Origin of the sequence: Pseudomonas sp. BRM28 (genome assembly GCF_002939405.1) — a bacterium.
Lineage (GTDB): Bacteria > Pseudomonadota > Gammaproteobacteria > Pseudomonadales > Pseudomonadaceae > Aquipseudomonas > Aquipseudomonas palmensis.
Genome location: NZ_PEFV01000001.1, coordinates 1,313,459 through 1,337,431, shown reverse-complemented (window position 1 = coordinate 1,337,431; position 23,973 = coordinate 1,313,459). Strand labels below are relative to the sequence as shown.

At 64.1% G+C, this 23,973-nt stretch carries 25 protein-coding genes and 1 pseudogene; 17 read left to right on the top strand and 9 right to left on the bottom strand.

All coding sequences use genetic code 11. The features are described 5' to 3' along the window. Positions 1–9: 9 nt before the first annotated feature. The 3 genes from CR917_RS06285 to pdeM all read left to right on the top strand — a co-directional run bounded on the left by CR917_RS06285 (position 10) and on the right by pdeM (position 3,977). Entirely contained in the window at positions 10–774 is a 765-nt protein-coding gene (locus tag CR917_RS06285; RefSeq protein ID WP_054914743.1) for an ABC transporter ATP-binding protein, read from the top strand. Positions 775–857: 83 nt separating this feature from the next. Beyond that, entirely contained in the window at positions 858–3,317 is a 2,460-nt protein-coding gene (locus tag CR917_RS06280; RefSeq protein WP_104572028.1) for a ligase-associated DNA damage response DEXH box helicase, read from the top strand. Then, positions 3,318–3,977, top strand: a complete 660-nt coding sequence (gene pdeM / locus CR917_RS06275) for a ligase-associated DNA damage response endonuclease PdeM (protein ID WP_104572027.1) — start codon at positions 3,318–3,320, stop codon at positions 3,975–3,977. A 2-nt stretch (positions 3,978–3,979) separates the two neighbouring features. Here the strand turns inward: pdeM and CR917_RS06270 are convergent, their stop codons facing one another. After that, positions 3,980–4,207: a hypothetical protein gene (locus tag CR917_RS06270; protein ID WP_043861959.1), complete on the bottom strand. Its 228-nt coding sequence runs from the start codon at positions 4,205–4,207 to the stop codon at positions 3,980–3,982. 100 nt (positions 4,208–4,307) lie between these two features. Further along, the gene (gene dcd, locus CR917_RS06265) at positions 4,308–4,874 is read right to left on the bottom strand and encodes a dCTP deaminase (RefSeq protein WP_028943496.1); all 567 of its coding nucleotides are present in this window, start codon (positions 4,872–4,874) and stop codon (positions 4,308–4,310) included. A 350-nt stretch (positions 4,875–5,224) separates the two neighbouring features. Between dcd and CR917_RS06260 the strand changes: the two genes are divergently transcribed. Continuing rightward, complete coding sequence (locus tag CR917_RS06260; protein WP_008365925.1) at positions 5,225–5,434, top strand: cold-shock protein; 210 nt, start codon at positions 5,225–5,227, stop codon at positions 5,432–5,434. Positions 5,435–5,614: 180 nt separating this feature from the next. On the opposite strand, the gene apbC is transcribed toward CR917_RS06260, so the two are convergent. Continuing rightward, a complete protein-coding gene (apbC, locus tag CR917_RS06255) occupies positions 5,615–6,709 on the bottom strand; it encodes an iron-sulfur cluster carrier protein ApbC (protein ID WP_058540969.1) in 1,095 nt (364 codons plus the stop codon). Between the two features lie 151 nt (positions 6,710–6,860). Between apbC and metG the strand changes: the two genes are divergently transcribed. The 8 genes and pseudogenes from metG (at position 6,861) to CR917_RS06215 (ending at position 13,431) form a co-directional block, all read left to right on the top strand. Beyond that, positions 6,861–8,900, top strand: coding sequence for a methionine--tRNA ligase (gene metG, locus CR917_RS06250; RefSeq protein WP_043861961.1), 2,040 nt, complete (start codon positions 6,861–6,863; stop codon positions 8,898–8,900). Between the two features lie 91 nt (positions 8,901–8,991). Next, on the top strand, positions 8,992–9,567 hold the full coding sequence (locus CR917_RS06245; RefSeq protein ID WP_043861962.1) for an Rnf-Nqr domain containing protein: 576 nt from the start codon (positions 8,992–8,994) through the stop codon (positions 9,565–9,567). Next, positions 9,564–10,379, top strand: a pseudogene (locus CR917_RS06240) (RnfABCDGE type electron transport complex subunit B); the annotation flags it as partial. The gene CR917_RS06245 and the pseudogene CR917_RS06240, both read left to right, overlap by 4 nt. Positions 10,380–10,395: 16 nt before the next feature. Next, positions 10,396–11,379: an RnfABCDGE type electron transport complex subunit D gene (locus tag CR917_RS06235; RefSeq protein WP_104572026.1), complete on the top strand. Its 984-nt coding sequence runs from the start codon at positions 10,396–10,398 to the stop codon at positions 11,377–11,379. Next, positions 11,376–11,990 carry an RnfABCDGE type electron transport complex subunit G gene (locus CR917_RS06230; protein WP_104572025.1) on the top strand — a complete coding sequence of 205 codons (615 nt, stop codon included), beginning with the start codon at positions 11,376–11,378 and terminating at the stop codon, positions 11,988–11,990. Before CR917_RS06235 ends, CR917_RS06230 begins: the two co-directional genes overlap by 4 nt. Beyond that, positions 11,983–12,504 carry an Rnf-Nqr domain containing protein gene (locus CR917_RS06225; protein WP_078480574.1) on the top strand — a complete coding sequence of 174 codons (522 nt, stop codon included), beginning with the start codon at positions 11,983–11,985 and terminating at the stop codon, positions 12,502–12,504. Before CR917_RS06230 ends, CR917_RS06225 begins: the two co-directional genes overlap by 8 nt. A 4-nt stretch (positions 12,505–12,508) precedes the next feature. Beyond that, positions 12,509–13,147 carry an endonuclease III gene (nth, locus tag CR917_RS06220; RefSeq protein WP_043861967.1) on the top strand — a complete coding sequence of 213 codons (639 nt, stop codon included), beginning with the start codon at positions 12,509–12,511 and terminating at the stop codon, positions 13,145–13,147. Between the two features lie 104 nt (positions 13,148–13,251). After that, positions 13,252–13,431: a PA3496 family putative envelope integrity protein gene (locus tag CR917_RS06215; RefSeq protein ID WP_043861968.1), complete on the top strand. Its 180-nt coding sequence runs from the start codon at positions 13,252–13,254 to the stop codon at positions 13,429–13,431. Positions 13,432–13,506: 75 nt separating this feature from the next. Here CR917_RS06215 and CR917_RS06210 read toward each other — a convergent pair whose 3' ends face one another. Continuing rightward, the gene (locus CR917_RS06210; protein ID WP_043861969.1) at positions 13,507–14,133 is read right to left on the bottom strand and encodes a response regulator transcription factor; all 627 of its coding nucleotides are present in this window, start codon (positions 14,131–14,133) and stop codon (positions 13,507–13,509) included. A 467-nt stretch (positions 14,134–14,600) separates the two neighbouring features. Between CR917_RS06210 and CR917_RS27610 the strand changes: the two genes are divergently transcribed. Beyond that, positions 14,601–15,125, top strand: a complete 525-nt coding sequence (locus tag CR917_RS27610) for a hypothetical protein (protein ID WP_256589631.1) — start codon at positions 14,601–14,603, stop codon at positions 15,123–15,125. Between the two features lie 53 nt (positions 15,126–15,178). On the opposite strand, the gene CR917_RS06200 is transcribed toward CR917_RS27610, so the two are convergent. Both CR917_RS06200 and CR917_RS06195 read right to left on the bottom strand, forming a co-directional pair. Next, positions 15,179–16,396: an argininosuccinate synthase gene (locus CR917_RS06200; protein WP_043861971.1), complete on the bottom strand. Its 1,218-nt coding sequence runs from the start codon at positions 16,394–16,396 to the stop codon at positions 15,179–15,181. Positions 16,397–16,530: 134 nt separating this feature from the next. Next, complete coding sequence (locus CR917_RS06195) at positions 16,531–17,499, bottom strand: OmpA family protein (RefSeq protein WP_043861972.1); 969 nt, start codon at positions 17,497–17,499, stop codon at positions 16,531–16,533. Between the two features lie 131 nt (positions 17,500–17,630). Here CR917_RS06195 and pyrC point away from each other — a divergent pair, with 131 nt between their 5' ends. Beyond that, positions 17,631–18,677, top strand: a complete 1,047-nt coding sequence (pyrC, locus tag CR917_RS06190; protein ID WP_043861973.1) for a dihydroorotase — start codon at positions 17,631–17,633, stop codon at positions 18,675–18,677. 53 nt (positions 18,678–18,730) lie between these two features. Next, complete coding sequence (gene rnt, locus CR917_RS06185; protein ID WP_173925077.1) at positions 18,731–19,342, top strand: ribonuclease T; 612 nt, start codon at positions 18,731–18,733, stop codon at positions 19,340–19,342. A 115-nt stretch (positions 19,343–19,457) separates the two neighbouring features. On the opposite strand, the gene CR917_RS06180 is transcribed toward rnt, so the two are convergent. Then, complete coding sequence (locus tag CR917_RS06180; RefSeq protein WP_043861975.1) at positions 19,458–20,060, bottom strand: peroxiredoxin; 603 nt, start codon at positions 20,058–20,060, stop codon at positions 19,458–19,460. Between the two features lie 236 nt (positions 20,061–20,296). On the opposite strand from CR917_RS06180, the gene CR917_RS06175 reads away from it, so the two are divergent. Further along, positions 20,297–20,515 (top strand): bacterioferritin-associated ferredoxin, encoded by a 219-nt coding sequence (locus CR917_RS06175; RefSeq protein ID WP_043861976.1) that lies wholly within the window; start codon positions 20,297–20,299, stop codon positions 20,513–20,515. 201 nt (positions 20,516–20,716) lie between these two features. Then, entirely contained in the window at positions 20,717–21,187 is a 471-nt protein-coding gene (gene bfr, locus CR917_RS06170; RefSeq protein WP_043861977.1) for a bacterioferritin, read from the top strand. Positions 21,188–21,327: 140 nt separating this feature from the next. Here bfr and grxD read toward each other — a convergent pair whose 3' ends face one another. After that, the gene (gene grxD, locus CR917_RS06165; protein ID WP_038999109.1) at positions 21,328–21,663 is read right to left on the bottom strand and encodes a Grx4 family monothiol glutaredoxin; all 336 of its coding nucleotides are present in this window, start codon (positions 21,661–21,663) and stop codon (positions 21,328–21,330) included. 92 nt (positions 21,664–21,755) lie between these two features. Further along, positions 21,756–23,864 (bottom strand): molybdopterin oxidoreductase family protein, encoded by a 2,109-nt coding sequence (locus tag CR917_RS06160; RefSeq protein WP_104572024.1) that lies wholly within the window; start codon positions 23,862–23,864, stop codon positions 21,756–21,758. Positions 23,865–23,973: the final 109 nt, after the last annotated feature.

Sequence of the window (23,973 nt, the reverse complement as noted above, 5' to 3'; positions counted from 1 at the left end):
GGGCCGTGCATGTACAAACTGACCATCGAAGGCCTGCACAAGCGCTACGGCGAGCACCATGTGCTCAAGGGCGTTTCACTGCAGGCCAGCACCGGCGACGTGATCAGCCTGATCGGCGCCAGTGGCTCGGGCAAGAGCACCTTTCTGCGCTGCATCAATTTTCTCGAACAGCCCGACGAGGGCAGCATGACCCTGGACGGCCAGCCGGTGCGCATGGTGCACGACCGCCACGGCCTGCGCGTGGCCGATGCCGACGAGCTGCAGCGTATCCGCACGCGCCTGGCCATGGTGTTCCAGCATTTCAACCTGTGGAGCCACCTGAGCGTGCTGGAGAACATCAGCATGGCGCCGCGCCGGGTGCTGGGGGTAAGCCGGCACGAGGCCGAGGAACGGGCACGTGCCTACCTGGACAAGGTAGGCCTGGCGCCCCGGGTGGCAGACCAGTACCCGGCGTTCCTGTCCGGTGGCCAGCAGCAGCGGGTGGCGATCGCGCGGGCGCTGGCAATGGAGCCGGAGGTGATGCTGTTCGACGAGCCGACTTCGGCGCTGGACCCGGAGCTGGTGGGGGAAGTGCTGCGGGTGATCCAGGGGCTGGCCGAGGAAGGCCGCACCATGATCATGGTGACCCACGAAATGAGCTTTGCACGGCAGGTATCGAGCCAGGTGCTGTTCCTGCATCAGGGGCTGGTGGAGGAACAGGGCGCACCGGCCGATGTGCTGGGCAACCCCAGGAGCGAGCGGCTGCGCCAGTTCCTGAGTGGCAACCTCAAATAACCCGACGATTGTCACCCGCTAAAACTAATGCCGGGCATTGATGGTCTGTGAAGACACACCCACTGCCCACAAGCGGCCCCGGCATGCGTAAACCGTCCGACCTTGCTGGCCCCTGGTTTGCCACCCGTGGCTGGAGGCCCTTCGCCTTTCAGAAGCGCGTGTGGGCCGCCGTCGCCCGCGGCGAATCCGGGTTGCTGCATGCCAGCACCGGCGCCGGCAAAACCTACGCCCTGTGGCTGGCCGCGCTGCAACACCTCCATGCCCAGGACACGCCACGCGCCAAGCACCCGGCACCGCTGCAAGTGCTGTGGATCACCCCCATGCGCGCCCTGGCCGCCGATACCGCGCGGGCCTTGCAGGCGCCACTGGACGCGTTGCAGATTCACTGGAGCCTGGGCGTGCGCAGCGGCGACACCTCCAGCGCCGAGCGTGCCCGCCAGAGCCGGCGCCTGCCCAGTGCCCTGATCACCACCCCCGAAAGCCTGACCCTGCTGCTGACCCGCGATGCGGCGCAGAGCGAGTTCGCCAGCCTGCGCCTGGTGGTGGTGGACGAATGGCACGAGCTGCTCGGCAACAAGCGCGGTGTACAACTGCAACTGGCCCTGGCGCGCCTGCGCCGCTGGCACCCGGGCCTGATCGTATGGGGCATCTCGGCCACCCTGGGCAACCTGGAGCATGCCCGCGACGTGCTGCTGCCCGAGGGCGGTTGCCTGGTGCAAGGCCGCCAGGACAAGCGCATCGAGGTCGATACCCTGCTGCCCGAAGCCATCGAGCGCTTCCCCTGGGCCGGGCACATGGGGCTCAAGATGCTCGCGCAGGTGCGCGATGAGGTGGCGCGCAGCAGCAGTTGCCTGGTGTTCACCAACACCCGCGCCCAGGCCGAGCTGTGGTATCAGGCGCTGCTGGAGGCGCGCCCCGACTGGGCCGGCATCATTGCCCTGCATCACGCCTCGCTGGCCCGCGAAACCCGCAACTGGGTCGAGCAGAGCCTGAAACAGGGCCAGCTCAAGGCAGTGGTATGTACCTCAAGCCTAGACCTGGGGGTGGATTTTCTGCCCGTCGAACGGGTGTTGCAGATCGGCTCGGCCAAGGGCGTGGCGCGTCTGATGCAGCGCGCCGGACGCTCGGGGCACGCGCCGGGCCGCCCTTCGCGGGTGACCCTGGTACCGACCCACAGCCTGGAGCTGGTGGAGGCCGCCGCCGCCCGCGAGGCCGTGGCAGCACGCCAGATAGAGGCAAGGCGCTCTCCGGCGCTGTGCATGGATGTGCTGGTGCAGCACCTGGTGAGCATGGCCCTGGGTGCCGGGTTTCGCCCCGCGCAACTGCTCGAGGAAGTGCGCAGCACCTGGGCCTATCGGCACCTGCACGACGAACAGTGGCAATGGGCGCTGGAATTCGTGCGCAACGGCGGTGCCTCGCTGGGCGCCTACCCTGACTATCACCGGGTCATCGAAGCGCCGGACGGGGTATGGCGCGTGGCCAACGCGCGCCTGGCGCGCCGCCACCGCATGGGCATCGGCACCATCGTCAGCGATGCGAGCATCCAGCTGAAGTTCTGGAGCAAGGGAGGCGGCGGGCGCAACCTAGGCAGTGTCGAGGAAGCCTTCGTTGCCCGCCTGCGCCCGGGCGATGCCTTCCTGTTCGCCGGGCGCACGCTGGAGCTGGTGCGCATCGACAACATGACCGCCTATGTGCGTCGCAGCACCGCACGCAAACCTGCCGTACCACGCTGGAACGGCGGGCGCATGCCGCTTTCCAGCGAGCTGGCCAGGGCCGTGGTCGAGCAGCTCGACGGCGCCGCGCACGGTCGCTACCACGGGCCGGCCATGCAGGCGGTCAAGCCATTGCTGGAGCTGCAGCGGCGCTGGTCGGTGATCCCCACCCACGACATGCTGCTGGCCGAGACCTGGACCTCGCGTCAGGGCTGCCATCTGTTTCTCTATCCATTTGCCGGGCGCACCACCCACCTTGGGCTGGCCAGCCTGCTGGCGTGGCGCTACAGCCGCAGCCAGCCGGCGAGTTTCTCGATTGCGGTGAACGACTATGGCCTGGAACTGCTGTGCCCTGGCGAAGTGCCGTGGGCGGCCATGCTGCCGGACCTGCTGAGCCCCGATGAACTGCTCGAGGACGTGCTGGCCAGCCTGAATGCCGGCGAAATGGCCATGCGCCGTTTTCGCGAAATTGCGCAGATCTCCGGGCTGGTGTTCGGCGGTTATCCCGGCTCGCACAAGAGCACCCGGCAGATCCAGGCGTCCAGCGGCCTGTTCTTCGAGGTGTTCCGCCAGCACGACGCGGGCAACCTGCTGCTGGGCCAGGCCCGTGACGAGGTGCTGAACGCAGAGCTTGAGATCGACCGCCTGGCGCAGGTACTGAGCCGGCTGGGCGGTTTGCGCCTGCATCTGCAGCCGCTTGCGCGCCCGGGCCCGCTGGCCTTTCCGCTGCTGGTGGAAGGCATGCGCGAAACCCTGAGCACGGAAAAGCTCGCCGACCGCATCGCCCGCATGGTCGCCGACCTGGAAAAGGCCGCGAGCCGGGAGCGCTGAATGAGTCACTGCCTGAACATCGACGTACAGGGCGAGCAGCTCTGGCTGCTGGGGGACAAGGCGCTGTACTGGCCGGCGCGCAGGGTGATGCTGGTGGCCGATGTGCATATCGGCAAGGCGGCGGCATTTCGCGCCCAGCACCTGCCCGTGCCCCGCGGCACCACGCAATCGACCCTGCAACGCCTGGACCGGCTGCTGACCAGCTACCCATGCGAAGAGCTGATCGTGCTGGGCGACTTTCTGCACGCACGCACCGGTCGCGCCGCGGCCACGCTGGAACGCGTGCGGCAATGGCGGGAACGGCACGCCCGGCTGAAGATCACGCTGATACGCGGCAACCACGACCTGCATGCCGGCGACCCGCCCGAGGGGCTGCGCATCGATGTGCTGGACGGCCCGCTGCTGCTGGGGCCGTTCGCCTTGCAGCACGAGCCCGAGCCCCATCCCACGCACCTGGTGCTGGCCGGCCACGTACACCCGGTGTATGTGCTGCGGGGGCGCGCGCGGCAACGCCTGCGCCTGCCCTGCTTCGTGATCGGCGAACGGCTCGGCCTGCTGCCGGCCTTCGGGGACTTCACCGGCGGCTGGGCAGTGCAGCCTCAGCCGGGTGAGCGCGTGTACCTGACGGCAGACGCGCAGGTATGGCCGGTCGAGCCCTAGGCTCAGGCAACCGGTGCCGGTGGCGGTTCATCAGGGAGTGTGGGTTCACCCGGTTCCATCGGCGGGTTATCGCCTGGCTGCGCCGGCGACGGGGTGTCCGGGCCAGGCTGGCCGGGGACGCCACCGGCCTGCATCAGTGGCGGCTGCGCAAGCAATGACCAGGCCACCAGCCCGATCTGATTGGGCTGCAGCACGGCAAGTTTGGCGCTGATTGAAGGGTCGAGTTTCATAGGCGGCTCCTGAGCGAAGTCCGACACGCCTCCTGGCGTGCCGGGACGGTTCATCTGCTTGGAGTGCCTTGCCGGCGAGTAATTCCCTCGCTTCGTCGGCTCAGGTGCGCGGCAGGGTCACACCGCGCTGGCCCTGGTACTTGCCGCCGCGGTCCTTATAGGACACTTCGCACTCTTCGTCGGACTCCAGGAACAGCATCTGCGCCACGCCTTCGTTGGCGTAGATCTTGGCCGGCAGGGTGGTGGTGTTGGAGAACTCCAGGGTCACGTGGCCTTCCCACTCCGGCTCGAGCGGGGTGACGTTGACGATGATGCCGCAACGGGCATAGGTGCTCTTGCCCAGGCAGATGGTGAGCACGTTGCGCGGGATGCGGAAGTACTCGACGGTGCGCGCCAGGGCGAAGGAGTTGGGCGGGATGATGCACACGTCGCTCTTGACGTCGACGAAGCTGCCGGCGTCGAAGTTTTTCGGATCGACGGTGGCCGAATTGATGTTGGTGAACACCTTGAACTCGTCGGCGCAGCGCACGTCGTAGCCGTAGCTGGAGACGCCGAAGGAGATCAGCCGGTTGTCGCTTTCGCCGCGTACCTGACGCTCGACGAAGGGCTCGATCATGCCGTGTTCCTGCGCCATGCGGCGAATCCACTTGTCCGATTTGATGCTCATGGCGGGTGTCCTGAAATAGCGTGGTGAAGAAATTCTGTGGGGCATCTTACCGGGCCCGGCGCCGGGTTCAAAGTTCCGTGCGGTGTTGGCGGCAAGATCCGCGTCATACGGGGCCTGCGCGGGGTATCGCGGCGCCGTCAGTCTTGAATTGCACGAAAGCTGAACAAGACCATTGGCACGTTCTGGAAAAAGGGTTATGGTGACGCCACTGTGCTGCACGTGTCACTGAGAATCTCTACCTGATGCAAGATCTCGATCAACCCATCTTCATGAATTTTCTGCCTCTTTGCACTCAGTCTCGGCCAGGGCGTTTCCTGAGCCGTAATTAACTTTGTCCAAGGAGACAGACCATGTCCAATCGCCAAACCGGTACCGTTAAGTGGTTCAACGATGAAAAAGGCTTCGGCTTCATCACCCCACAATCCGGTGACGACCTGTTCGTACACTTCAAAGCCATTCAAGCTGACGGCTTCAAAAGCCTGAAAGAAGGCCAGCAGGTCTCTTTCGTCGCTACCCGCGGCCAGAAAGGCATGCAAGCTGAAGAAGTACAAGTTATCTAACTTGCGCTTCACTGCTTGAAAAAAGCCCTGCCCTCACCGGCGGGGCTTTTTTTTGCCTTGCCGGTGGGGCTGCCCGTAGGAGCCGGCGTTGCCGGCGAAGGCAACACCGCAGTACCTGCCTGGTGATGCAGTGGGCCCTTCGCCGGCAACGCCGGCTCCTACACAGGCGAGGGTATCGACTCAGTCTTCGCTGATGGTGATATTGGGCATCGCCGGCGCCGCCGCTTCCTGCAGCACGATGCGCGCCCCCACCTGCCGTGCCAGTTCCTGGTACACCATGGCAATCTGACTTTCAGGCTCGGCAATCGCAGTCGGCTTGCCGCTGTCGGCCTGCTCGCGAATCAGCATCGACAGGGGCAGCGAAGCCAGCAGCTCCACACCGTACTGCGCCGCCAGCTTCTCGCCACCACCTTCACCGAACAGGTGCTCGGCATGCCCGCAGTTCGAGCAGATATGCACGGCCATGTTCTCGACCACGCCCAGCACCGGGATATTCACCTTGCGGAACATCTCCACACCCTTTTTCGCGTCCAGCAGCGCAAGGTCCTGCGGCGTGGTCACGATCACCGAACCGGCCACCGGCACCTTCTGCGCCAGGGTCAGCTGGATGTCGCCGGTGCCCGGCGGCATGTCGATCACCAGGTAGTCGAGGTTGTCCCAGGCGGTCTGGGTCACCAGTTGCAGCAACGCACCGGAGACCATCGGGCCACGCCATACCATCGGCGTGTTGTCGTCGGTAAGAAACGCCATCGACATGACTTCCACGCCATGCGCACGCAACGGCACGAACCACTTCTGGTCGCGGATCTGCGGCCGGGTCCCTTCGGCGATACCGAACATCACGCCCTGGCTGGGGCCATAGATGTCGGCATCCAGGATACCCACCCGCGCCCCTTCACGGGCCAGGGCCAGGGCCAGGTTGGCGGCGGTGGTGGACTTGCCCACACCGCCCTTGCCCGAGGCAACGGCCACGATGTTCTTGACGTTGGCCAGGCCCGGAATCTGCGCCTGGGCCTTGTGTGCGGCGATCACACAGGTGATCTCGACCTGTGCCGAGGCCACGCCCTCGATCCCCTCGACGGCGGTCTGCAGCACCTGGGCCCAGCCGTTCTTGAACAGGCCGGCGGCATAGCCCAGCTCCAGGGCCACGCTGACCCGGTCGCCCTGGATATCGATGCTGCGCACACACCCGGCGCTGACCGGGTCCTGGTTCAGGTAAGGGTCGGTATATTGGCGAAGGACGGTTTCAACCGCTGCGCGAGTGACGGCGCTCATGGAGACTCCCGATAAAAGACTGAATGAAACAGGTCGCTATGCTAACCCGTGAAACAACGGCAGATACGTCCATGGGGTGAAATATATTTCCCATCGTTTTATAGTGGCCGATCACCGTTCATACCCTGTAGCCGAAAGTAGCCGAGCCCCCATGTCCGAGCCACGCCAGATTCTCGTCACCAGCGCCCTGCCCTATGCCAACGGGTCGATCCACCTTGGCCACATGCTCGAGTACGTTCAGACAGACATGTGGGTGCGCTTCCAGAAGTACCGCGGCAACCAGTGCACCTACGTGTGCGCCGACGACGCGCACGGTTCGGCGATCATGCTGCGCGCCGAGAAAGAAGGCATTACCCCCGAGCAACTGATCGCGAACGTGCAGGCCGAGCACTGCGGCGACTTTGCCGACTTTCTGGTGGAGTTCGACAACTACCATTCGACCCACGCCGACGAAAACCGCGAGCTGTCGAGCCAGATCTACCTGAAACTGCGTGACGCCGGGCATATCGCCACGCGCTCGGTCACCCAGTATTTCGACCCCGACAAGCAGATGTTCCTGGCCGACCGCTTCATCAAGGGCACCTGCCCCAAATGCGCGGCCGACGACCAGTATGGCGACAACTGCGAAAAATGCGGCGCCACCTACGCGCCGACCGAACTGAAGAACCCCAAGTCGGCGATCTCCGGCGCCACCCCGGTGCTCAGGGACTCCCAGCACTTCTTCTTCAAGCTGCCCGACTTCCAGGCCATGCTGCAGCAGTGGACCCGCAGCGGCACACTGCAGGACGCCGTGGCCAACAAGTTGGCCGAATGGCTGGATTCCGGCCTGCAGGAATGGGACATCTCCCGTGATGCGCCGTACTTCGGCTTCGAGATCCCGGGCGAGCCGGGCAAGTACTTCTATGTGTGGCTGGACGCGCCGATCGGCTACATGGCCAGCTTCAAGAACCTGTGCGACCGCACGCCGGAACTGGACTTCGACGCCTACTGGAAAAAAGACTCCAGCGCCGAGCTGTACCACTTCATCGGCAAGGACATCGTCAACTTCCACGCGCTGTTCTGGCCGGCCATGCTCGAAGGCGCCGGCTACCGCAAGCCGACCGCAATCAACGTGCACGGCTACCTGACGGTCAACGGCCAGAAGATGTCCAAGTCCCGTGGCACCTTCATCAAGGCGCGCACCTACCTCGACCACCTGTCGCCGGAATACCTGCGCTACTACTACGCGGCCAAGCTGGGCCGTGGCGTGGATGACCTGGACCTGAACCTGGAAGACTTCGTGCAGAAGGTCAACTCGGACCTGATCGGCAAGGTGGTCAACATCGCCAGCCGCTGCGCAGGGTTCATCCACAAGGGTAACGGCGGCGTGATGGTGGCCGGCGACGCCGCACCGGAGCTGACCGAGGCCTTCCTGGCTGCGGCACCGGGTATCGCCGACGCCTACGAAGGCCGCGACTTCGCCCGTGCGATGCGCGAAATCATGGGCCTGGCCGACCGCGCCAACGCCTGGATCGCCGACAAGGCCCCGTGGTCGCTGGCCAAGCAGGAAGGCAAGCAGGACGAAGTGCAGGCCGTGTGCGCCCAGGGCATCAACCTGTTCCGCCAGCTGGTGATCTTCCTCAAGCCGGTGCTGCCGCAACTGGCCAGCGATGCCGAGGCGTTCCTGAACGTCGCGCCGCTGACCTGGAACGACCACCAGAGCCGTCTCGAGAACCACCAGCTGAACCCGTTCAAGGCATTGATGACCCGCATCGACCCGGTCAAGGTGCAAGCCATGGTCGACGCTTCCAAGCAGGACCTGGCCGCCAGCCAGACCAGCGTGGTCACCGGCAACGGCGAGCTGACCAAGGACCCGCTGTCGGCCGAGATCGACTTCGACACCTTTGCCGCCGTCGACCTGCGGGTAGCGCTGATTCTCAAGGCCGAAGCCGTGGAAGGGGCCGACAAGCTGCTGCGACTGACCCTGGACATCGGTGACGAGCAGCGCAACGTGTTCTCCGGCATCAAGTCCGCCTACCCGGACCCGAGCAAGCTGGAAGGTCGTCTGACCATGATGATCGCCAACCTCAAGCCACGCAAAATGCGCTTTGGCGTGAGCGAGGGGATGGTCATGGCCGCAGGCCCTGGCGGCGAGGAGATCTACCTGCTCAGCCCTGACAGCGGCGCCAAGCCGGGTCAGCGCATCAAGTAAGTGCCACGCCCCGACCCTGACCGGCCGGGGCGTTCTCATTGCACCGTGATTGCCGGATAATGGCGCACAGCCTCTTGCCTGTGGCGCGCCCATGACCGAACTGCTCCTTACCCTTATCAGCGCTGCGCTGGTCAACAACCTCGTGTTGCACCAGGCCCTCGCGCTCGACCCGCTGCTGCAGCCCGTCGAGCCGGCGTCACGTCGCCGGGTGCACGCACTGGGGTTGGCGACGCTGGTGCTGATGGTGCTGGCGGTCGTACCGGGGCAGTTGCTTTACCGCTACGGGTTGCGCCCGCTGCAACTGGAGTACCTGCGCCTGTTCGTGTTCCTGCCGCTGTGCGTTCTGCTGGCAGCGCCGGTGCTGAACCGGTTGCAACGCCAACTGCCACACTGGCCGTTCACCGGCCTCAAACCCTTGCTGCTGGGCAATGCCGCCGTCCTGGGCCTTGCCCTGCAAGCCAGCGATGCCACGCTCGACCCGTTCGCCACCCTGGCCCTGAGCCTGGGCGGCGGCCTGGGCTTCTGGCTGGCGCTGTGCCTGTTCGACGACCTGCGCCAACGCAGCGACGCGGCCCCCGTGGCCTTGCGCGGCCTGCCCATCGAGCTGATCGGCGCAGGGATCATGGCCCTGGCCTTTCTCGGTTTCAACGGACTGTTCACCTCATGAGCCTGATTCAACGCATCGACGCCCTGCTGCCCCAGACCCAATGCGGCAAGTGCGGTCATGCCGGCTGCCAGCCTTACGCCCAGGGGCTGGCGGCGGGCGAGGCGATCAACAAGTGCCCACCCGGCGGCAGCGAGACCATTGCCGCACTGGCAGCACTGCTGCAGGTGCCGGTGATTGCCCTGGATACCGACCGCGGCAGTGCGCCCGCCCAGGTCGCCTTCATTCGCGAGGCCGAATGTATCGGTTGCACCAAATGCATCCAGGCCTGCCCGGTGGACGCCATCGTCGGCGCCGCCAAGCTGATGCACACGGTCATCAGCGCCGAATGCACCGGCTGCGACCTGTGCGTGGCGCCTTGCCCGGTCGACTGCATCGACCTGCTGCCACTGCCTGCCGACAGCCCTATCGTGCCGATCGTCGGCGGCCTGGCGCACACCCGGCCACAGCAGCTCGCCCGCGCCGCCCGGCGCAGCCATGCACGCCACCGCTTCGAGCAGCGTGCCCAGCGCCTGCAACGCGAAGAGGCGCGCAAGCAGGCCGAACGCATCGCGCGCAGCCAGCGGCCCGCCCCGAACGCGGCGGCTGCGGTGCCGGCCGACGACCCGATCAAGGCCGCGATTGCGCGGGTGCAGGCGCAAAAGGCTGCAGCCGCCGATGCGGCGCTGAAAAAGGCCAAGATTGCCGCGGCCATGAGTCGCGCCCAGCTGACCAAGGCGCGCACAGCCTTTGGCGACTCGCCAAGCCCGGCGCAGCAAGCGCAACTGGCTGAGCTGCAGCAAGCGCAGCAACAGGCCCAGGCTCACCTGGAATCACTGCTGGCGGTAAGCGATGCTGCCCGCGCCTGACCCGGGCGAACGCCTGCGCGCCAGCCTGCGCCTGGTGCTGCTGGCGTGCCTGCCCGGCTTGCTGGCACTGACCTGGCTGCACGGTTGGGGCACCCTGCTCAACCTGCTGCTGACCACCACCGCGGCGCTGGCGACCGAAGCGGTGTTGCTGCGCGCCCAGCGCCGCCCGGTACGTGCTGCACTGGGCGATGGCAGCGCCCTGGTCAGCGCCACACTGCTGGCCATCGCCCTGCCCGCCTACCTCGCCTGGTGGGTGCCGGTGATTGCCAGCGCAAGCGCCCTGGCCCTGGGCAAGCATGTGTACGGCGGGCTTGGCAAGAATCCGTTCAACCCGGCCATGCTCGGCTATGCCGTGGCCCTGGTCAGCTTTCCGGCCCAGATGACCCAGTGGCCCGGGCCGCAACCGCTGGACCTGGGCACCAGCCTCGAAGCGGTGTTCGGCTTGGCCGTCCGACCCGACGCCTGGGCCCAGGCGACGGTGCTGGATGTGGTGCGCCACAACCAGAGCCTGACCATCGACGAACTGTTCGGCCAGCACCCGGCCTTCGGCCGGTTCGCCGGCGCGGGCAGCGAGTGGGTCGCCCTGGCCTTCCTGGCCGGTGGCCTGTTGTTGCTGCAGCGCAAGGTGTTCAGCTGGCATGCCCCGGTGGCCATGCTGGGCAGCCTGTTCATCATGAGCCTGCTGGGCTGGAACGGCTCGGGCTCCGACTCCAATGGCTCGCCGCTGTTTCACCTGCTGGCCGGCTCCAGCCTGTTCGTCGCGTTCTTCATCGTCACCGAACCGGTCAGCGGCCCCAGGGCGGCCAGCGCACGCCTGCTGTTCGGCGCCGGGGTGGGCGTGCTGGTCTATGTAATCCGTACCTGGGGTAGCTACCCCGACGGCAGCGCGTTCGCCGTGCTGCTGATGAACCTGTGCGTGCCGGCGCTCGAACGCTGGGCCGCGCGGCGCCAAGGGCAGCCGGCATGACCCCCCGGGCGCGTGCAGTGCTGCTGGTGGCGGCCGTGGCGTGCCTGGCCATCGGCTGCGCCATTGGCTGGGCGCAGTTGAACGCCGCGCGTATCAGCCAGGCTGAAGTGCAGCTCAAGGCCAGGAGCCTGCTGAGCGTGCTGCCGGCAGAGCGCTACGACAACCAGCCGCTGCAATGCCCCCTCGCACTGCCAGCACCGACCCTGGCCCATAGCACCCTGCTGGCCGGCTACCGCGCGACCCTGCTCGGCCAGCCCAGCGCCGTGGTGCTGCACAGCCGGGTTCAGGGCTATGCGGGGCCATTGGACCTGCTGATCGCCATCGACAGCCACGGCCGCCTGCTGGCCACCCGGGTGCTGCAGCACCAGGAAACGCCAGGGCTTGGCGGCAAGCTGAGTGAACCGGGCAACACCTGGCTACGCGGGTTCGAGGGCCGCACGCTGGCGGACACCCCCGATCCGGCCTGGGCCCTCAAGCGCGATGCCGGCCAGTTCGACCAGCTGGCCGGCGCCAGCGTGACCTCCCGCGCAGTGATCCGGGCGGTGCACGATGCCCTGCGCTACTTCGACGAACACTCCCTCTATCTGCTGGGTACCGGTGAACATGAATAGCCGCAGCCTGCTCATCCTCAGCCTGGCCCCGATGCTGGGCGCCAGCCAGACCCTGGCCCAGGCCGCAGCGCTGGCGTTGTTCAGCCTGTTGAGCCTGTGCCTGCACCGGTTGTGCATGACGCCCTTGCGCCCGCTGCTGCAAGGGCTGCAGGCCACGCTGGTCAGCGTGCTGCTGGCGGCGATGCTGGTGACCTGCCTGGAGCTGAGCCTGCGCGCCTGGGCCCTGGAGGTTCACGCGCAACTGGGCATCTACCCGGCGCTGATCGCACTGCAATGCGTGCTGCTGGAGCAGTGCTTCGAGCGCCATCGCGGCGTCGCGCAAGGCCTGCTGGTGGTCATCGGCTTGTGTACAGTGCACCTGCTGCTGGGCCTGTGCCGCGAACTGCTGGGCTCTGCCGGGCTGCGCCTGGCCCAACTGACCCCGGGCGCACTGATCCTGCTGGGCCTGCTACTGGCCATTTTCAACCGGGTGCGGCGCAAGCCGGCCCCCTCTAGCCGTCAAGGAAGCCTCTGAGCCCATGAATGCTGCCAAACGCCTGGAAATCTTTCGCAGGCTGCACGAAGACAATCCGGACCCGAAGACCGAGCTGGCCTACACCACCCCCTTCGAACTGCTGATCGCGGTCATCCTCTCGGCGCAATCCACCGACGTGGGGGTCAACAAGGCCACTGCACGCCTGTACCCGGTGGCCAACACGCCCCAGGCCATCTACGACCTGGGCGTTGAAGGGTTGTCCAGCTACATCAAGACCATCGGCCTGTACAACAGCAAGGCCAAGAACGTCATCGAAACCTGTCGCCTGCTGATCGAGCGCCACGGCGGCGAAGTGCCGCAAACCCGCGAAGCCCTCGAAGCGTTGCCCGGGGTGGGCAGAAAGACGGCCAACGTGGTGCTCAACACCGCATTTCGCCAGCCGACCATGGCGGTGGACACGCATATCTTCCGGGTCAGCAACCGCACCCGTATCGCCCCCGGCAAGACGGTGCTGGAGGTGGAAAAGGCATTGATGAAGTTTGTGCCCAAGGACTATCTGCTGGATGCGCACCACTGGCTGATACTGCATGGGCGCTATGTATGCCAGGCGCGCAAGCCACGCTGTGGAAGCTGCCGTATCGAGGACCTTTGCGAGTACCCGCAAAAAACCTCCGACGATTGAACAAATAGTTGAATCGGTTGCGCACGATTGAAAAAATCTTTTTTACCGGCTCTGAAAATATCGCTATAAGGTGCGCCAATAGCCCTCTTGGCATGGAGTGACTTATGAGCACCGATAACGAAGAGCTGGATATCGACGTCGAGCCTGACACGGCAGACGAACAGGAAACGGAAAGCCCGCCCGAAACGGCGAAGACCAACCTCAGCAAGCGTCGCACCATCGACAACATGCTGGAAGAACGCCGCCTGCAAAAGCAGTTGGCCGATTACGACTTCGATCTTTGACGGCCCACTTCAGGTCGCGGGCGGGCCGTCTCTAGCGCATGCAGGGGCCAGGCAGTCGCCCTGGCAAGGTCTGGTTCACACCAGGCCGTTACGCTGGGCCAGTTCGATAAGGTCCACCAGGGAGCGCGCATTGAGCTTGAGCAACAGGCGCGTCTTGTAGGTACTCACCGTCTTGTTGCTCAGAAACATGCCGTCGGCAATCTCCTTGTTGGTCTTGCCGCGTGCCAGTTGCTGCAGCACCATCATCTCCCGCCCCGACAGACGTTCGACCATATCCGCTTCGCTGGAACCGCCAAGGTTCGAACGCACCGAGTGCAGGGCCTGGTTGGGGAAGTAGCTGTAACCGGAGAGGACCGCCTTGATGGCGCTGAGCAGCTCGGTAAGGTCCTGCTGCTTGCAGACATAACCCGCGGCGCCCGCCTGCATGCACCGCATCGAAAAATGCCCAGGTGCCTGTGAGGTCAGCACCAGTACCTTTATGTTCACGTCATTGGAGGTCAACCTTGCGATGACCTCCAGCCCATCGAGCTTGGGCATGCCGATATCCAGTATCACGATATCGGGCAGGTGTTTCTTGACCAGCTGCAGCGCGTCCACTCCGTTGTCGGTCTCTGCGACAACTTCATAGCCATGCCGCTCCATCAGCATGCGTACAGCCAGGCGAATGACCGGATGATCATCCACGATCAGCACTTTATTCATGGGCAAAATCCAATTTTCGCTGTTCGATTTTTTGAGCCCGCACAATAGCCTAGTCAACCGGCATAGTGCATTGCAGCTTCCTTGACAGTTGCACGACAAGACCAGACCTACCTAAATAGAAGATTATTCCTACAAAACTTCCTGATAGCAGGCGTTAAGCAGAAACAATCATTGCGTCGTTCGAGGCGTGCATGCAGTGCGAACAAACACTAACACCGCACTCTCGCCACGTTCCATATGACAACGCTCGCCCGCACGCAGGAAATATCCGTGATATTTGCCAAACCCGGGTATCAATCCCGTCACGGCGTTTTATCGCGTCGAAGTTGCACCGAAGTATTTCCTGAGGACGATCCATAACCCCCTGAACACCGAAGTACCCAGGCCGCATAGTGGTTCCAAAAACAATGCGAACCCTGACCCTTGCGCCCACGAAACAGCGCTCACGCCGAGCAGCAGGCACGTACATGAGCAACGTCGAACCGAAAAGCCCACTGACGATCATTGCTATTTTCGCGGGTATCATCGAAGCCTCTGCGTTGGCCTCACTGCCCTTTCTTGGCGAAGACAGCCAGGGTATCTACACGTGGTTTCTGGTGGGCTTTCCACCCTTTCTGACAATCCTGTTTTTCCTGACGCTCAACTTCAACAGCAAGACGCTGTATTGCCCGGAGTACAACGAGGACACGCCTGAAGTTCAGGATGAACCCAAAGACTGGCCAACTTCAGAACAACGTGAAAGTCACCTGCCGCCTGCCCGTTCTGCCTTTGCACAATTGACCACACAAGCCCCACCCCTGGGTTGCGACGCCATGGCACCCGCTATCTCGACCATCGTCATTTCCGGTGCACACAGCACATCGCTGATCGAATACCTTGTCACTCAGGCCATCACGCAACAGCCCAGGCTGGGCACGCTGGTCATCCACAACCTTGAAACCGGCACGCAGACCACACTGACCACCCATGCCCTGGGCGCCGAGCTACCGTAATGAAGGCATAAAAAACCCGGCCTCAGGCCGGGTTCCTTTCGTTCAAGCGCCCCTCACACCAGTGAGCGGCCCTTGTTCGCGGCAATGCGCAGGCGCAGTGCGTTGAGCTTGATGAAGCCCGCCGCGTCGGCCTGGTTGTAGGCGCCGCCGTCTTCTTCGAAGGTGGCGATGTTGGCATCGAACAGCGAATCGTCAGACTTGCGACCGGTGACGATCACGTTGCCCTTGTACAGCTTCAGGCGAACCACACCGTTCACGTTCAACTGCGAAGCATCGATCATCTGTTGCAGCATCAGACGCTCAGGGCTCCACCAGTAGCCGGTGTAGATCAGGCTGGCGTACTTGGCCATCAGCTCATCCTTGAGGTGAGCCACTTCGCGGTCCAGGGTGATGGACTCGATCGCACGGTGCGCGCGCAGCATGATGGTGCCGCCCGGGGTTTCGTAGCAGCCACGGGACTTCATGCCCACATAGCGGTTCTCGACGATGTCCAGGCGACCGATGCCGTTCTCGCCGCCGATGCGGTTCAGGGTGGCCAGGACGGTGGCCGGAGTCATCTCGACGCCGTCCAGCGCCACGACGTCGCCGTTGCGGTAGGTCAGTTCCAGGTAGGTCGGAACGTCAGGGGCGTTTTCTGGCGACTTGGTCCAGCGCCACATGTCTTCTTCGTGCTCGGTCCAGGTATCCTCCAGCACGCCGCCCTCGTAGGAGATGTGCAGCAGGTTGGCGTCCATCGAGTACGGCGACTTCTTCTTGCCGTGACGCTCGATCGGGATACCGTGCTTCTCGGCGTAGTCCATCAGCTTCTCGCGCGAGAGCAGGTCCCACTCGCGCCATGGGGCGATGACCTTGACGCCTGGCTTGAGCGCGTAGGCACCCAGCTCGAAACGCACCTGGTCGTTGCCCTTGCCGGTGGCGCCATGGGAAATGGCGTCGGCGCCGGTTTCGTTGGCGATCTCGATCAGACGCTTGGCGATCAGCGGACGTGCGATGGAAGTACCCAGCAGGTACTCGCCTTCGTAGACGGTGTTGGCGCGGAACATCGGGAACACGAAATCGCGGACGAATTCTTCTCGCAGGTCATCGATGTAGATCTCTTTGACACCCATGGCCTGAGCCTTGGCGCGGGCCGGTTCGACCTCCTCGCCCTGCCCCAGATCGGCGGTGAACGTCACCACTTCACAGTTGTAGGTATCTTGCAGCCACTTGAGAATCACCGAAGTATCAAGGCCGCCGGAATACGCCAGTACGACCTTTTTTACGTCCGCCATGCCATCACTCCACGGGTTGTACGGAAAGCCGGTGATTCTACCGGCCTTACCGCAGAATTTACAGTGGGGCGACAGCTTGTGACGACAAAGCGACAGAAATTGTCGTCGGCGCGACCGGCGGTCGCACCGTCGGATCAGGCGGCGGGTTTGCCTGCCTGGGCGGCCGGCGTCTGCGTGGGTGCCGGCGCAGGCGGGGTCGCTGCCGGTTCGGCAGGCTTGTGCGGGGCAACCTCTGCGGGCTTCTCGACCGGGGTGACGCGGTCGAGCTGGATGTTCACCCGGCGGTTGCGTGCCCGATTGGCGGCATTGGTATTGGCCGCCAGCGGATAGCGCTCGCCATGAAAGCGCACGGTGATCTGCTCTTCGGGGATGCCATGGGCCTTGAGGTAGTCCTGCACCGCCAGGGCGCGGCGACGCGAGAGGTCACGGTTGGTCAGGCGGTTGCCGCTGTTGTCGGAGTGGCCATCGAGCTCGATGTGGTTGACCGTGGGGTCGGCCTTGAGGAAGTCGATGATCACGTCCAGGCGGGCACGTGCATCGGCATCCAGATCGATACCTCCGCCCGGAAAGCCCACGCGTGCCTGGCGCACCTGGTCATAGTTCATCGGCAGCAGCTTGGCCGCACAGGCCTGGTAGTCACCGTAGGCACGGTTGAACTTCACCGGCAGCACGCGCACTTCCATGCTGCGCCCGGCTTCGCCGGTGTAGTTGCGCACCACGGTGCTGCGCCCGTCCAGCAGGCCATTGATGAGCCGGCTGGCCTGGCCCTGGGAGCTGTTGAACAGCACGCCGCTGCGCGCCATGCGCACCGCGCCCAGGTTGATGTCGCCACGCCCGGGCTGCCACGGTGCGGCGGCGGCCAGCAGGGTCGCGGAGCCGGCGCCCAGCACATTGCTGGTGGAGCGCAGCTGGAAGGTGGCCTGCTCGCCCGCGCGGCGCACGAACTCGCCGCTGCCGAAATCGGCGATCGGCTGGATCAGCCGGCATTCGAACTGATCGCCCTCGACCTTCCACTCGACGTTCTCCACGCGAGTCTGGAAGGTGAGTGCCACGGCCGGCAGGCTGGCAAACATACTGAGCAGGGCTAGGTAACGCTGGCGCACGGGCGGCTCCACAAATTTCTTACGGCATACCTGCAAGCTATCGGACGCCCTGCGCAAAACTTGATAGCGAGTGCTCGGATCGGGCTTTTCCGGTAGCATTCACCGGGAGTTCGAACCGCCTGGAATCCCCAATGTCCGACCGCCTGACCCTCCTGCGTCCCGACGACTGGCACATCCATCTTCGCGATGGCGCTGTATTGCCCCATACCGTCGGCGACGTGGCGCGCACCTTTGCCCGCGCCATCATCATGCCCAACCTGGTACCGCCGGTACGCAACACTGCCGAAGCCGACGCCTATCGCCAGCGCATCCTGGCCGCCCGCCCTGCCGGCAGCCGCTTCGAACCGCTGATGGTGCTGTACCTCACCGACCGCACCCAGCCCGAGGACATTCGCGCGGCCAAGGCCAGCGGATTCGTGCATGCCGCCAAGATGTACCCGGCCGGCGCGACCACCAACTCGGACTCCGGCGTGACCAGCGTCGACAAGATTTTCCCGGTGCTCGAAGCCATGGCCGAGGTGGGCATGCCGCTTCTGGTGCACGGCGAAGTGACCCGCCCCGAGATCGACGTGTTCGATCGCGAGAAGCTGTTCATCGACGAGCATCTGCGCCGTGTGGTCGAACGCTTCCCCACGCTCAAAGTGGTGTTCGAGCACATCACCACTGCCGAAGCCGTGCAGTTCGTCAACGAGGCCCCGGCCAACGTCGGCGCGACCATCACCGCCCAGCACCTGCTGTACAACCGCAACCACATGCTGGTGGGCGGTATTCGCCCGCACTTCTACTGCCTGCCGATCCTCAAGCGCAACACCCACCAGGTGGCTCTGCTCGACGCAGCCACCAGCGGCAGCAGCAAGTTCTTCCTCGGCACCGATTCGGCGCCCCACGCCCAGCATGCCAAGGAAGCCGCCTGCGGCTGTGCCGGCTGCTACACCGCGTTCGCCGCCATCGAGCTGTACGCCGAGGCGTTCGAACAGCGCAACGCGCTGGACAAGCTGGAAGGTTTCGCCAGCCTGCATGGCCCGGCGTTCTACGGCCTGCCGGCGAACACCGACCACATTACCCTGGTCCGCGAAAGCTGGACCGCCCCAGGCAGCCTGCCGTTCGGCGAGCAGACTGTCATCCCGCTGCGCGCCGGTGAGCAACTGCGCTGGCGCCTGCTGGAGGAGACTGTGTGAGCGACGATTACGAAGACGACCAGGAAGGTCAAGGCGGCGGTTCGCGCCATCCGATGGCAGAGCGCTTTCGCGGCTACCTGCCGGTGGTGGTGGATGTTGAAACCGGTGGTTTCAACTGCGCCACCGATGCACTGCTGGAAATAGCCGCAGTCACCATCGGCATGGACGAAAAGGGCTTCCTGTTCCCGGAGCACACCTATTTCTTCCGCGTCGAACCCTTCGAGGGCGCCAATATCGAACAGGCGGCCCTGGACTTCACCGGCATCAAGCTCGATCACCCGCTGCGCATGGCGGTCAGCGAAGAGTCGGCGCTGACCGACATCTTCCGCGGCGTGCGCAAGGCCCTCAAGGCCAATGGCTGCAAGCGCGCGATCCTGGTAGGGCACAACAGCAGTTTCGACCTGGGCTTCCTCAACGCGGCCGTGGCGCGCCACGACATGAAGCGCAACCCCTTCCACCCGTTCTCCAGCTTCGACACCGCCACCCTGGCTGGCCTGGCCTATGGTCAGACCGTGCTGGCGCGGGCCTGCCAGAGCGCCGACATCGACTTTGACGGGCGTGAGGCACACTCGGCGCGCTACGACACCGAGAAGACGGCCGAGCTGTTCTGCGGCATCGTCAATCGCTGGAAGGAAATGGGCGGCTGGCAGGACTTTCGCGACTGACCGCTTCGCCGCCAACGCTGGCTCCTGCAGACGCCACGCGACGCAGGAGCCAGCCTTGCTGGCGAACAGGCATAAAAAAACCGGCCACCAGGGCCGGTTTTTTCATGCGTGGCGCTTACAGCTTGCCAGCATTCTCGCTCAGGTAGGCAGCAACGCCTTCTGGCGAAGCGGTCATGCCCTTGTCGCCTTTTTTCCAGTTGGCAGGGCAGACTTCGCCGTGCTCTTCGTGGAATTGCAGCGCGTCGACCAGACGGATCAGCTCTTCCATGTTGCGGCCCAGCGGCAGGTCGTTGACGATCTGCGAACGGACAACACCCTTGTCATCGATCAGGAACGCGCCACGGAAGGCCACGCCGCCTTCGGACTCGACGTCGTAGGCCTGGGCGATTTCGTGCTTGAGGTCGGCAGCCATGATGTATTTGACCGGGCCGATACCGCCGGCGTTGATCGGGGTGTTGCGCCAGGCGTTGTGGGTGAAGTGCGAGTCGATCGAAACGGCGATCACTTCAACGTTGCGCGCCTTGAAGTCGTCCATGCGGTGATCCAGGGCGATCAGCTCGGACGGGCAGACGAAGGTGAAGTCCAGTGGGTAGAAGAACACCAGGCCGTACTTGCCCTTGATAGCCGAAGCCAGGTTGAAGCTGTCGACGATCTCGCCGTTGCCCAGTACTGCAGGTACGGTGAAGTCCGGGGCGTTTTTGCCTACGAGCACGCTCATTCGATATCTCCTGATGGTATTGAATGGTTTGCGCAGCCGACCCGCAGGTCCGCTGGCATGACACAAGAACTGCCCATCATACACCGACCGACGCCGTGCGCCGAGCGAATGCCAGCCCACTGCCAGACTGACCGCCGGTCGCTCTGGAACGGGCCTCTGCACAAGGTACTTTGACAAGCATTCTCATTAGCATTAAGCTCCCCGACATCAAGCCTTTACCAGCGATGGTCTCCCTTATGTATGTGTGTCTTTGTGTTGGTGTTACCGACGGACAGATCCGCGATGCGATTTACGAAGGATGCTGCAGCTACAAGGAAGTCCGTGCCGCCACCAACGTGGGCACCCAGTGCGGCAAATGTGCCTGCCTGGCCAAGGAAGTGGTACGTGAAACCCTGACCAAACTGCAGGTCAGCCAGGCCGCCCTGCCTTATCCGGTAGAATTTACCGCAGCCTGAAAACAGCGAATTTGAAGAACCGGACCTCGTGTCCGGTTTTTTTATGCCTGCAATTCAAGTAGTTAGGCTTAAAACGCGGAACACAAACATTCTTATTCCGATTAATTTTCATTTATTATTCAATAACTTAGGTTTGACACTGGAAGTTGTCGGGCTCAGACTCGTGCTTATCGACACACTTACGCAGGGCAGGACCCCATCATGAAAGGCGACGTTAGCGTCATCCAGCATCTCAACAAGATCCTCGGAAACGAGCTGGTCGCAATCAACCAATACTTCCTGCATGCGCGCATGTACGAAGACTGGGGTCTGGAAAAGCTCGGCAAGCACGAATACAAAGAATCCATCGACGAGATGAAACACGCTGACAAACTGATCAAGCGCATTCTGTTTCTCGAAGGTATTCCCAACGTCCAGGACCTGGGCAAGCTGCTGATTGGCGAACACACCAAGGAAATGCTCGAGTGCGACCTGCGCCTGGAGCAGAAAGGCCTGATCGACCTGAAGGCGGCGATTGCGCATTGCGAGACCGTGGGCGACTTCGGCAGCCGCGAACTGCTCGAAGACATCCTCGAGGCCGAGGAAGAGCATATCGACTGGCTGGAAACCCAGTTGAGCCTGATCGACAAGGTCAGCCTGGAAAACTACCTGCAGTCGCAGATGGGCGAGTAATCACGCCCAACCGGCTGTAACCAAAGCCCCGCCTGTGCGGGGCTTTTTTTCGCCTGGGGTAACCGGCCTTGCCGGCCACCGGGCCCAGGCAGGCACAAAAAAGCCCCGCAGATGCGGGGCTCTTCAGTGCAGAACCGGATTCAGGCCTTGGCCGCCTCGGCCTTGGCAGCGGCGTCCTTGATCAGGGTCTGCAGCTCGCCGTTGGCAAACATCTCGGCCATGATATCGCTGCCGCCGACCAGCTCACCGCCCACCCACAGTTGCGGGAAGGTCGGCCAGTTGGCGTACTTGGGCAGGTTGGCGCGGATTTCCGGGTTCTGCAGGATATCCACGTAAGCGAACTTCTCGCCACAACCCATCACGGCTTGCGCCGCCTTGGCCGAAAAGCCGCACTGCGGGGCATTCGGCGAGCCTTTCATGTAAAGCAGAATGGTGTTGTTGGCAATCTGCTCTTTGATTGTTTCGATAATATCCATGAAGCACCTCGCGGCTGAACTTTCCGACCTGGTTGTCGGCACGGTGACGCATTGTATCGGAAAGCCGAGCGTGACGCTCGGCCTTGCCGATATCAGGCCGCAACCACCTCTACCACCACCCCGTTGAGCGCCGCATTGCCCGATACCGCGTCGCGCTGACGCTCGTCGGTCAGATCGTTGGCACTGGCCCCTGCTTGCGCCTGAGCGATGCCCAGGCGCATGCCTGGCCGCCCATGGCCGAAGCCGTGTGGCAGGCTGACCACGCCGGGCATCATATCGGTGCTGGCGAACACCTCCACCTCGATGCTGCCCACGCGCGAGCTGACACGCACCCGCTGGCCGTCCTGCAACTGCCGGCCGGCCAGGTCGTCGGGATGCATCAGCAGCTGGTGGCGCGGCTTGCCCTTCACCAGGCGATGGTAGTTGTGCATCCAGGAGTTGTTGCTGCGCACATGCCGACGCCCGATCAGCACCAGTTGCGTGGCGTGGGGCAAAGCTTGCGCGGCGAAGCGCTGAAGGTCGGCCAGGATCACCGCGGGCGCGGCCTCGACACACTGGCTGGCAGTTTTCAGCCGTGCACCGAGGTTGGGCTGCAACGGCCCCAGGTCGATACCGTGGGGATAGCGCTCGAGGGTGTGCAGCGACAGGTCGAACGCGCTGCCCTGGCCATGGGGCCCGCCGCGCAAGCCCAGGTCGATCATCTGCGCGGGTGTCAGGGTCGGTTTGAGCGGCTTGTCGGCCAGTGCCGCGAAGGCCTTGGCCAGGCCGACGAAGATCTCCCAGTCGTGCAGCGCGCCTTCGGGCTTGGGCAGGATCGCCCGGTTGAAGCGGCTGACGTTGCGCACCGCCAGCAGGTTGAAGGTGGTGTCGTAGTGATCGTTCTCCAGCGCCGAGGTGGACGGCAGGATCAGGTCGGCATGGCGCGTGGTCTCGTTGATGTACAGGTCGATGCTGAGCATGAACTCCAGCCCTTGCAGCGCCTGCTCCAGCTGCCGCCCATTGGGCGTGGAGAGCACCGGGTTGCCGGCCACGGTGACGAGTGCGCGCACCTGCCCTTCGCCCTCGCACAGCATCTCTTCGGCCAGTGCCGCCACCGGCAGCTCGCCTGCGTACTCGGGCAGGCCCGACACCCGGCTCTGCCAGGCGTTGAAATGCCCGCCGCTGGTACTGGCCACCAGGTCCACTGCCGGCTGGGTGCACAAGGCGCCGCCGACCCGGTCCAGATTGCCACTGACCAGGTTGATCATCTGCACCAGCCAATGGCACAGGGTGCCGAAAGCCTGGGTCGAGATGCCCATGCGCCCATAGCACACGGCCTTGTCGGCGGCGGCGAAGTCGCGGGCCAACTGGCGGATCTGCTCGGCCTCGATACCACAGCGCGGGCCCATGGCTTCGGCTGTGAACGGCGCGATTGCCTCGCGCACCGCGTCCAGCCCGGCCACCGGCAGGTGCGTGGTACGGCTCAGGCCTTCCTCGAACAGGGTGTTGAGCAGCCCGCACAGCAGCGCCGCATCAGCGCCTGGGCGCACGAACAGGTGTTGGTCGGCCATGGCCGCGGTCTCGCTGCGCCGCGGGTCGACCACCACCAGCTTGCCGCCCCGTGCCTGCAGGGCCTTGAGGCGCTTTTCGACATCGGGCACGGTCATGATGCTGCCGTTGGAAGCCAAGGGGTTGCCGCCCAGAATCAGCATGAAGTCGGTATGGTCGATGTCCGCAATCGGTAACAGCAGGCCATGGCCGTACATCAGGTAGCTGGTCAGGTGCTGCGGCAACTGGTCGACCGAGGTCGCGGAAAAGCGGTTGCGCGTCTTGAGCAGGCCCAGGAAATAGTTGCTGTGGGTCATCAGGCCGTAGTTGTGCACGCTGGGGTTGCCCTGGTACACCGCCACCGCGTTCTGACCATGGCGCTGCTGCAGGGCCCAGAGCTTCCGGGCGGCCAGCGCGAACGCCTCGTCCCAGCCGATGGCCTGCCATTGCTCGCCGATGCGGCGCATGGGAGTACGCAGGCGGTCCGGATCGTTCTGGATGTCCTGCAACGCAACGGCCTTGGGACAGATATGGCCACGGCTGAAGGTGTCCAGCGCATCGCCCTTGATCGACGTGATGCGCGGCGCCTGCCCAGGCTCATGGGCCACTTCCAGGGTCAGGCCGCAGATGGCTTCGCACAGATGACAGGCACGGTGATGCACGCTTTTGCTCATGGCCGCCTCTTGTTGTAGGTCTGATTAGCGACCTCGACTATGGCCCTGCCCCGCCCCCCTCGCCAGTGACGTTCGTGGCGTGAATCGCCCGGCATCAGGCAAGGCGATG

Bases quoted from the DNA above. Each gene is read 5' to 3' on its own strand.
- CR917_RS06285 (WP_054914743.1), top strand. From the start codon at position 10: ATGTACAAACTGACCATCGAAGGCCTGCACAAGCGCTACGGCGAGCAC.
- CR917_RS06280 (WP_104572028.1), top strand. From the start codon at position 858: ATGCGTAAACCGTCCGACCTTGCTGGCCCCTGGTTTGCCACCCGTGGC.
- pdeM (WP_104572027.1), top strand. From the start codon at position 3,318: ATGAGTCACTGCCTGAACATCGACGTACAGGGCGAGCAGCTCTGGCTG.
- CR917_RS06270 (WP_043861959.1), bottom strand. From the start codon at position 4,207: ATGAAACTCGACCCTTCAATCAGCGCCAAACTTGCCGTGCTGCAGCCC.
- dcd (WP_028943496.1), bottom strand. From the start codon at position 4,874: ATGAGCATCAAATCGGACAAGTGGATTCGCCGCATGGCGCAGGAACAC.
- CR917_RS06260 (WP_008365925.1), top strand. From the start codon at position 5,225: ATGTCCAATCGCCAAACCGGTACCGTTAAGTGGTTCAACGATGAAAAA.
- apbC (WP_058540969.1), bottom strand. From the start codon at position 6,709: ATGAGCGCCGTCACTCGCGCAGCGGTTGAAACCGTCCTTCGCCAATAT.
- metG (WP_043861961.1), top strand. From the start codon at position 6,861: ATGTCCGAGCCACGCCAGATTCTCGTCACCAGCGCCCTGCCCTATGCC.
- CR917_RS06245 (WP_043861962.1), top strand. From the start codon at position 8,992: ATGACCGAACTGCTCCTTACCCTTATCAGCGCTGCGCTGGTCAACAAC.
- CR917_RS06235 (WP_104572026.1), top strand. From the start codon at position 10,396: ATGCTGCCCGCGCCTGACCCGGGCGAACGCCTGCGCGCCAGCCTGCGC.
- CR917_RS06230 (WP_104572025.1), top strand. From the start codon at position 11,376: ATGACCCCCCGGGCGCGTGCAGTGCTGCTGGTGGCGGCCGTGGCGTGC.
- CR917_RS06225 (WP_078480574.1), top strand. From the start codon at position 11,983: ATGAATAGCCGCAGCCTGCTCATCCTCAGCCTGGCCCCGATGCTGGGC.
- nth (WP_043861967.1), top strand. From the start codon at position 12,509: ATGAATGCTGCCAAACGCCTGGAAATCTTTCGCAGGCTGCACGAAGAC.
- CR917_RS06215 (WP_043861968.1), top strand. From the start codon at position 13,252: ATGAGCACCGATAACGAAGAGCTGGATATCGACGTCGAGCCTGACACG.
- CR917_RS06210 (WP_043861969.1), bottom strand. From the start codon at position 14,133: ATGAATAAAGTGCTGATCGTGGATGATCATCCGGTCATTCGCCTGGCT.
- CR917_RS27610 (WP_256589631.1), top strand. From the start codon at position 14,601: ATGAGCAACGTCGAACCGAAAAGCCCACTGACGATCATTGCTATTTTC.
- CR917_RS06200 (WP_043861971.1), bottom strand. From the start codon at position 16,396: ATGGCGGACGTAAAAAAGGTCGTACTGGCGTATTCCGGCGGCCTTGAT.
- pyrC (WP_043861973.1), top strand. From the start codon at position 17,631: ATGTCCGACCGCCTGACCCTCCTGCGTCCCGACGACTGGCACATCCAT.
- rnt (WP_173925077.1), top strand. From the start codon at position 18,731: ATGGCAGAGCGCTTTCGCGGCTACCTGCCGGTGGTGGTGGATGTTGAA.
- CR917_RS06180 (WP_043861975.1), bottom strand. From the start codon at position 20,060: ATGAGCGTGCTCGTAGGCAAAAACGCCCCGGACTTCACCGTACCTGCA.
- CR917_RS06175 (WP_043861976.1), top strand. From the start codon at position 20,297: ATGTATGTGTGTCTTTGTGTTGGTGTTACCGACGGACAGATCCGCGAT.
- bfr (WP_043861977.1), top strand. From the start codon at position 20,717: ATGAAAGGCGACGTTAGCGTCATCCAGCATCTCAACAAGATCCTCGGA.
- grxD (WP_038999109.1), bottom strand. From the start codon at position 21,663: ATGGATATTATCGAAACAATCAAAGAGCAGATTGCCAACAACACCATT.
- CR917_RS06160 (WP_104572024.1), bottom strand. From the start codon at position 23,864: ATGAGCAAAAGCGTGCATCACCGTGCCTGTCATCTGTGCGAAGCCATC.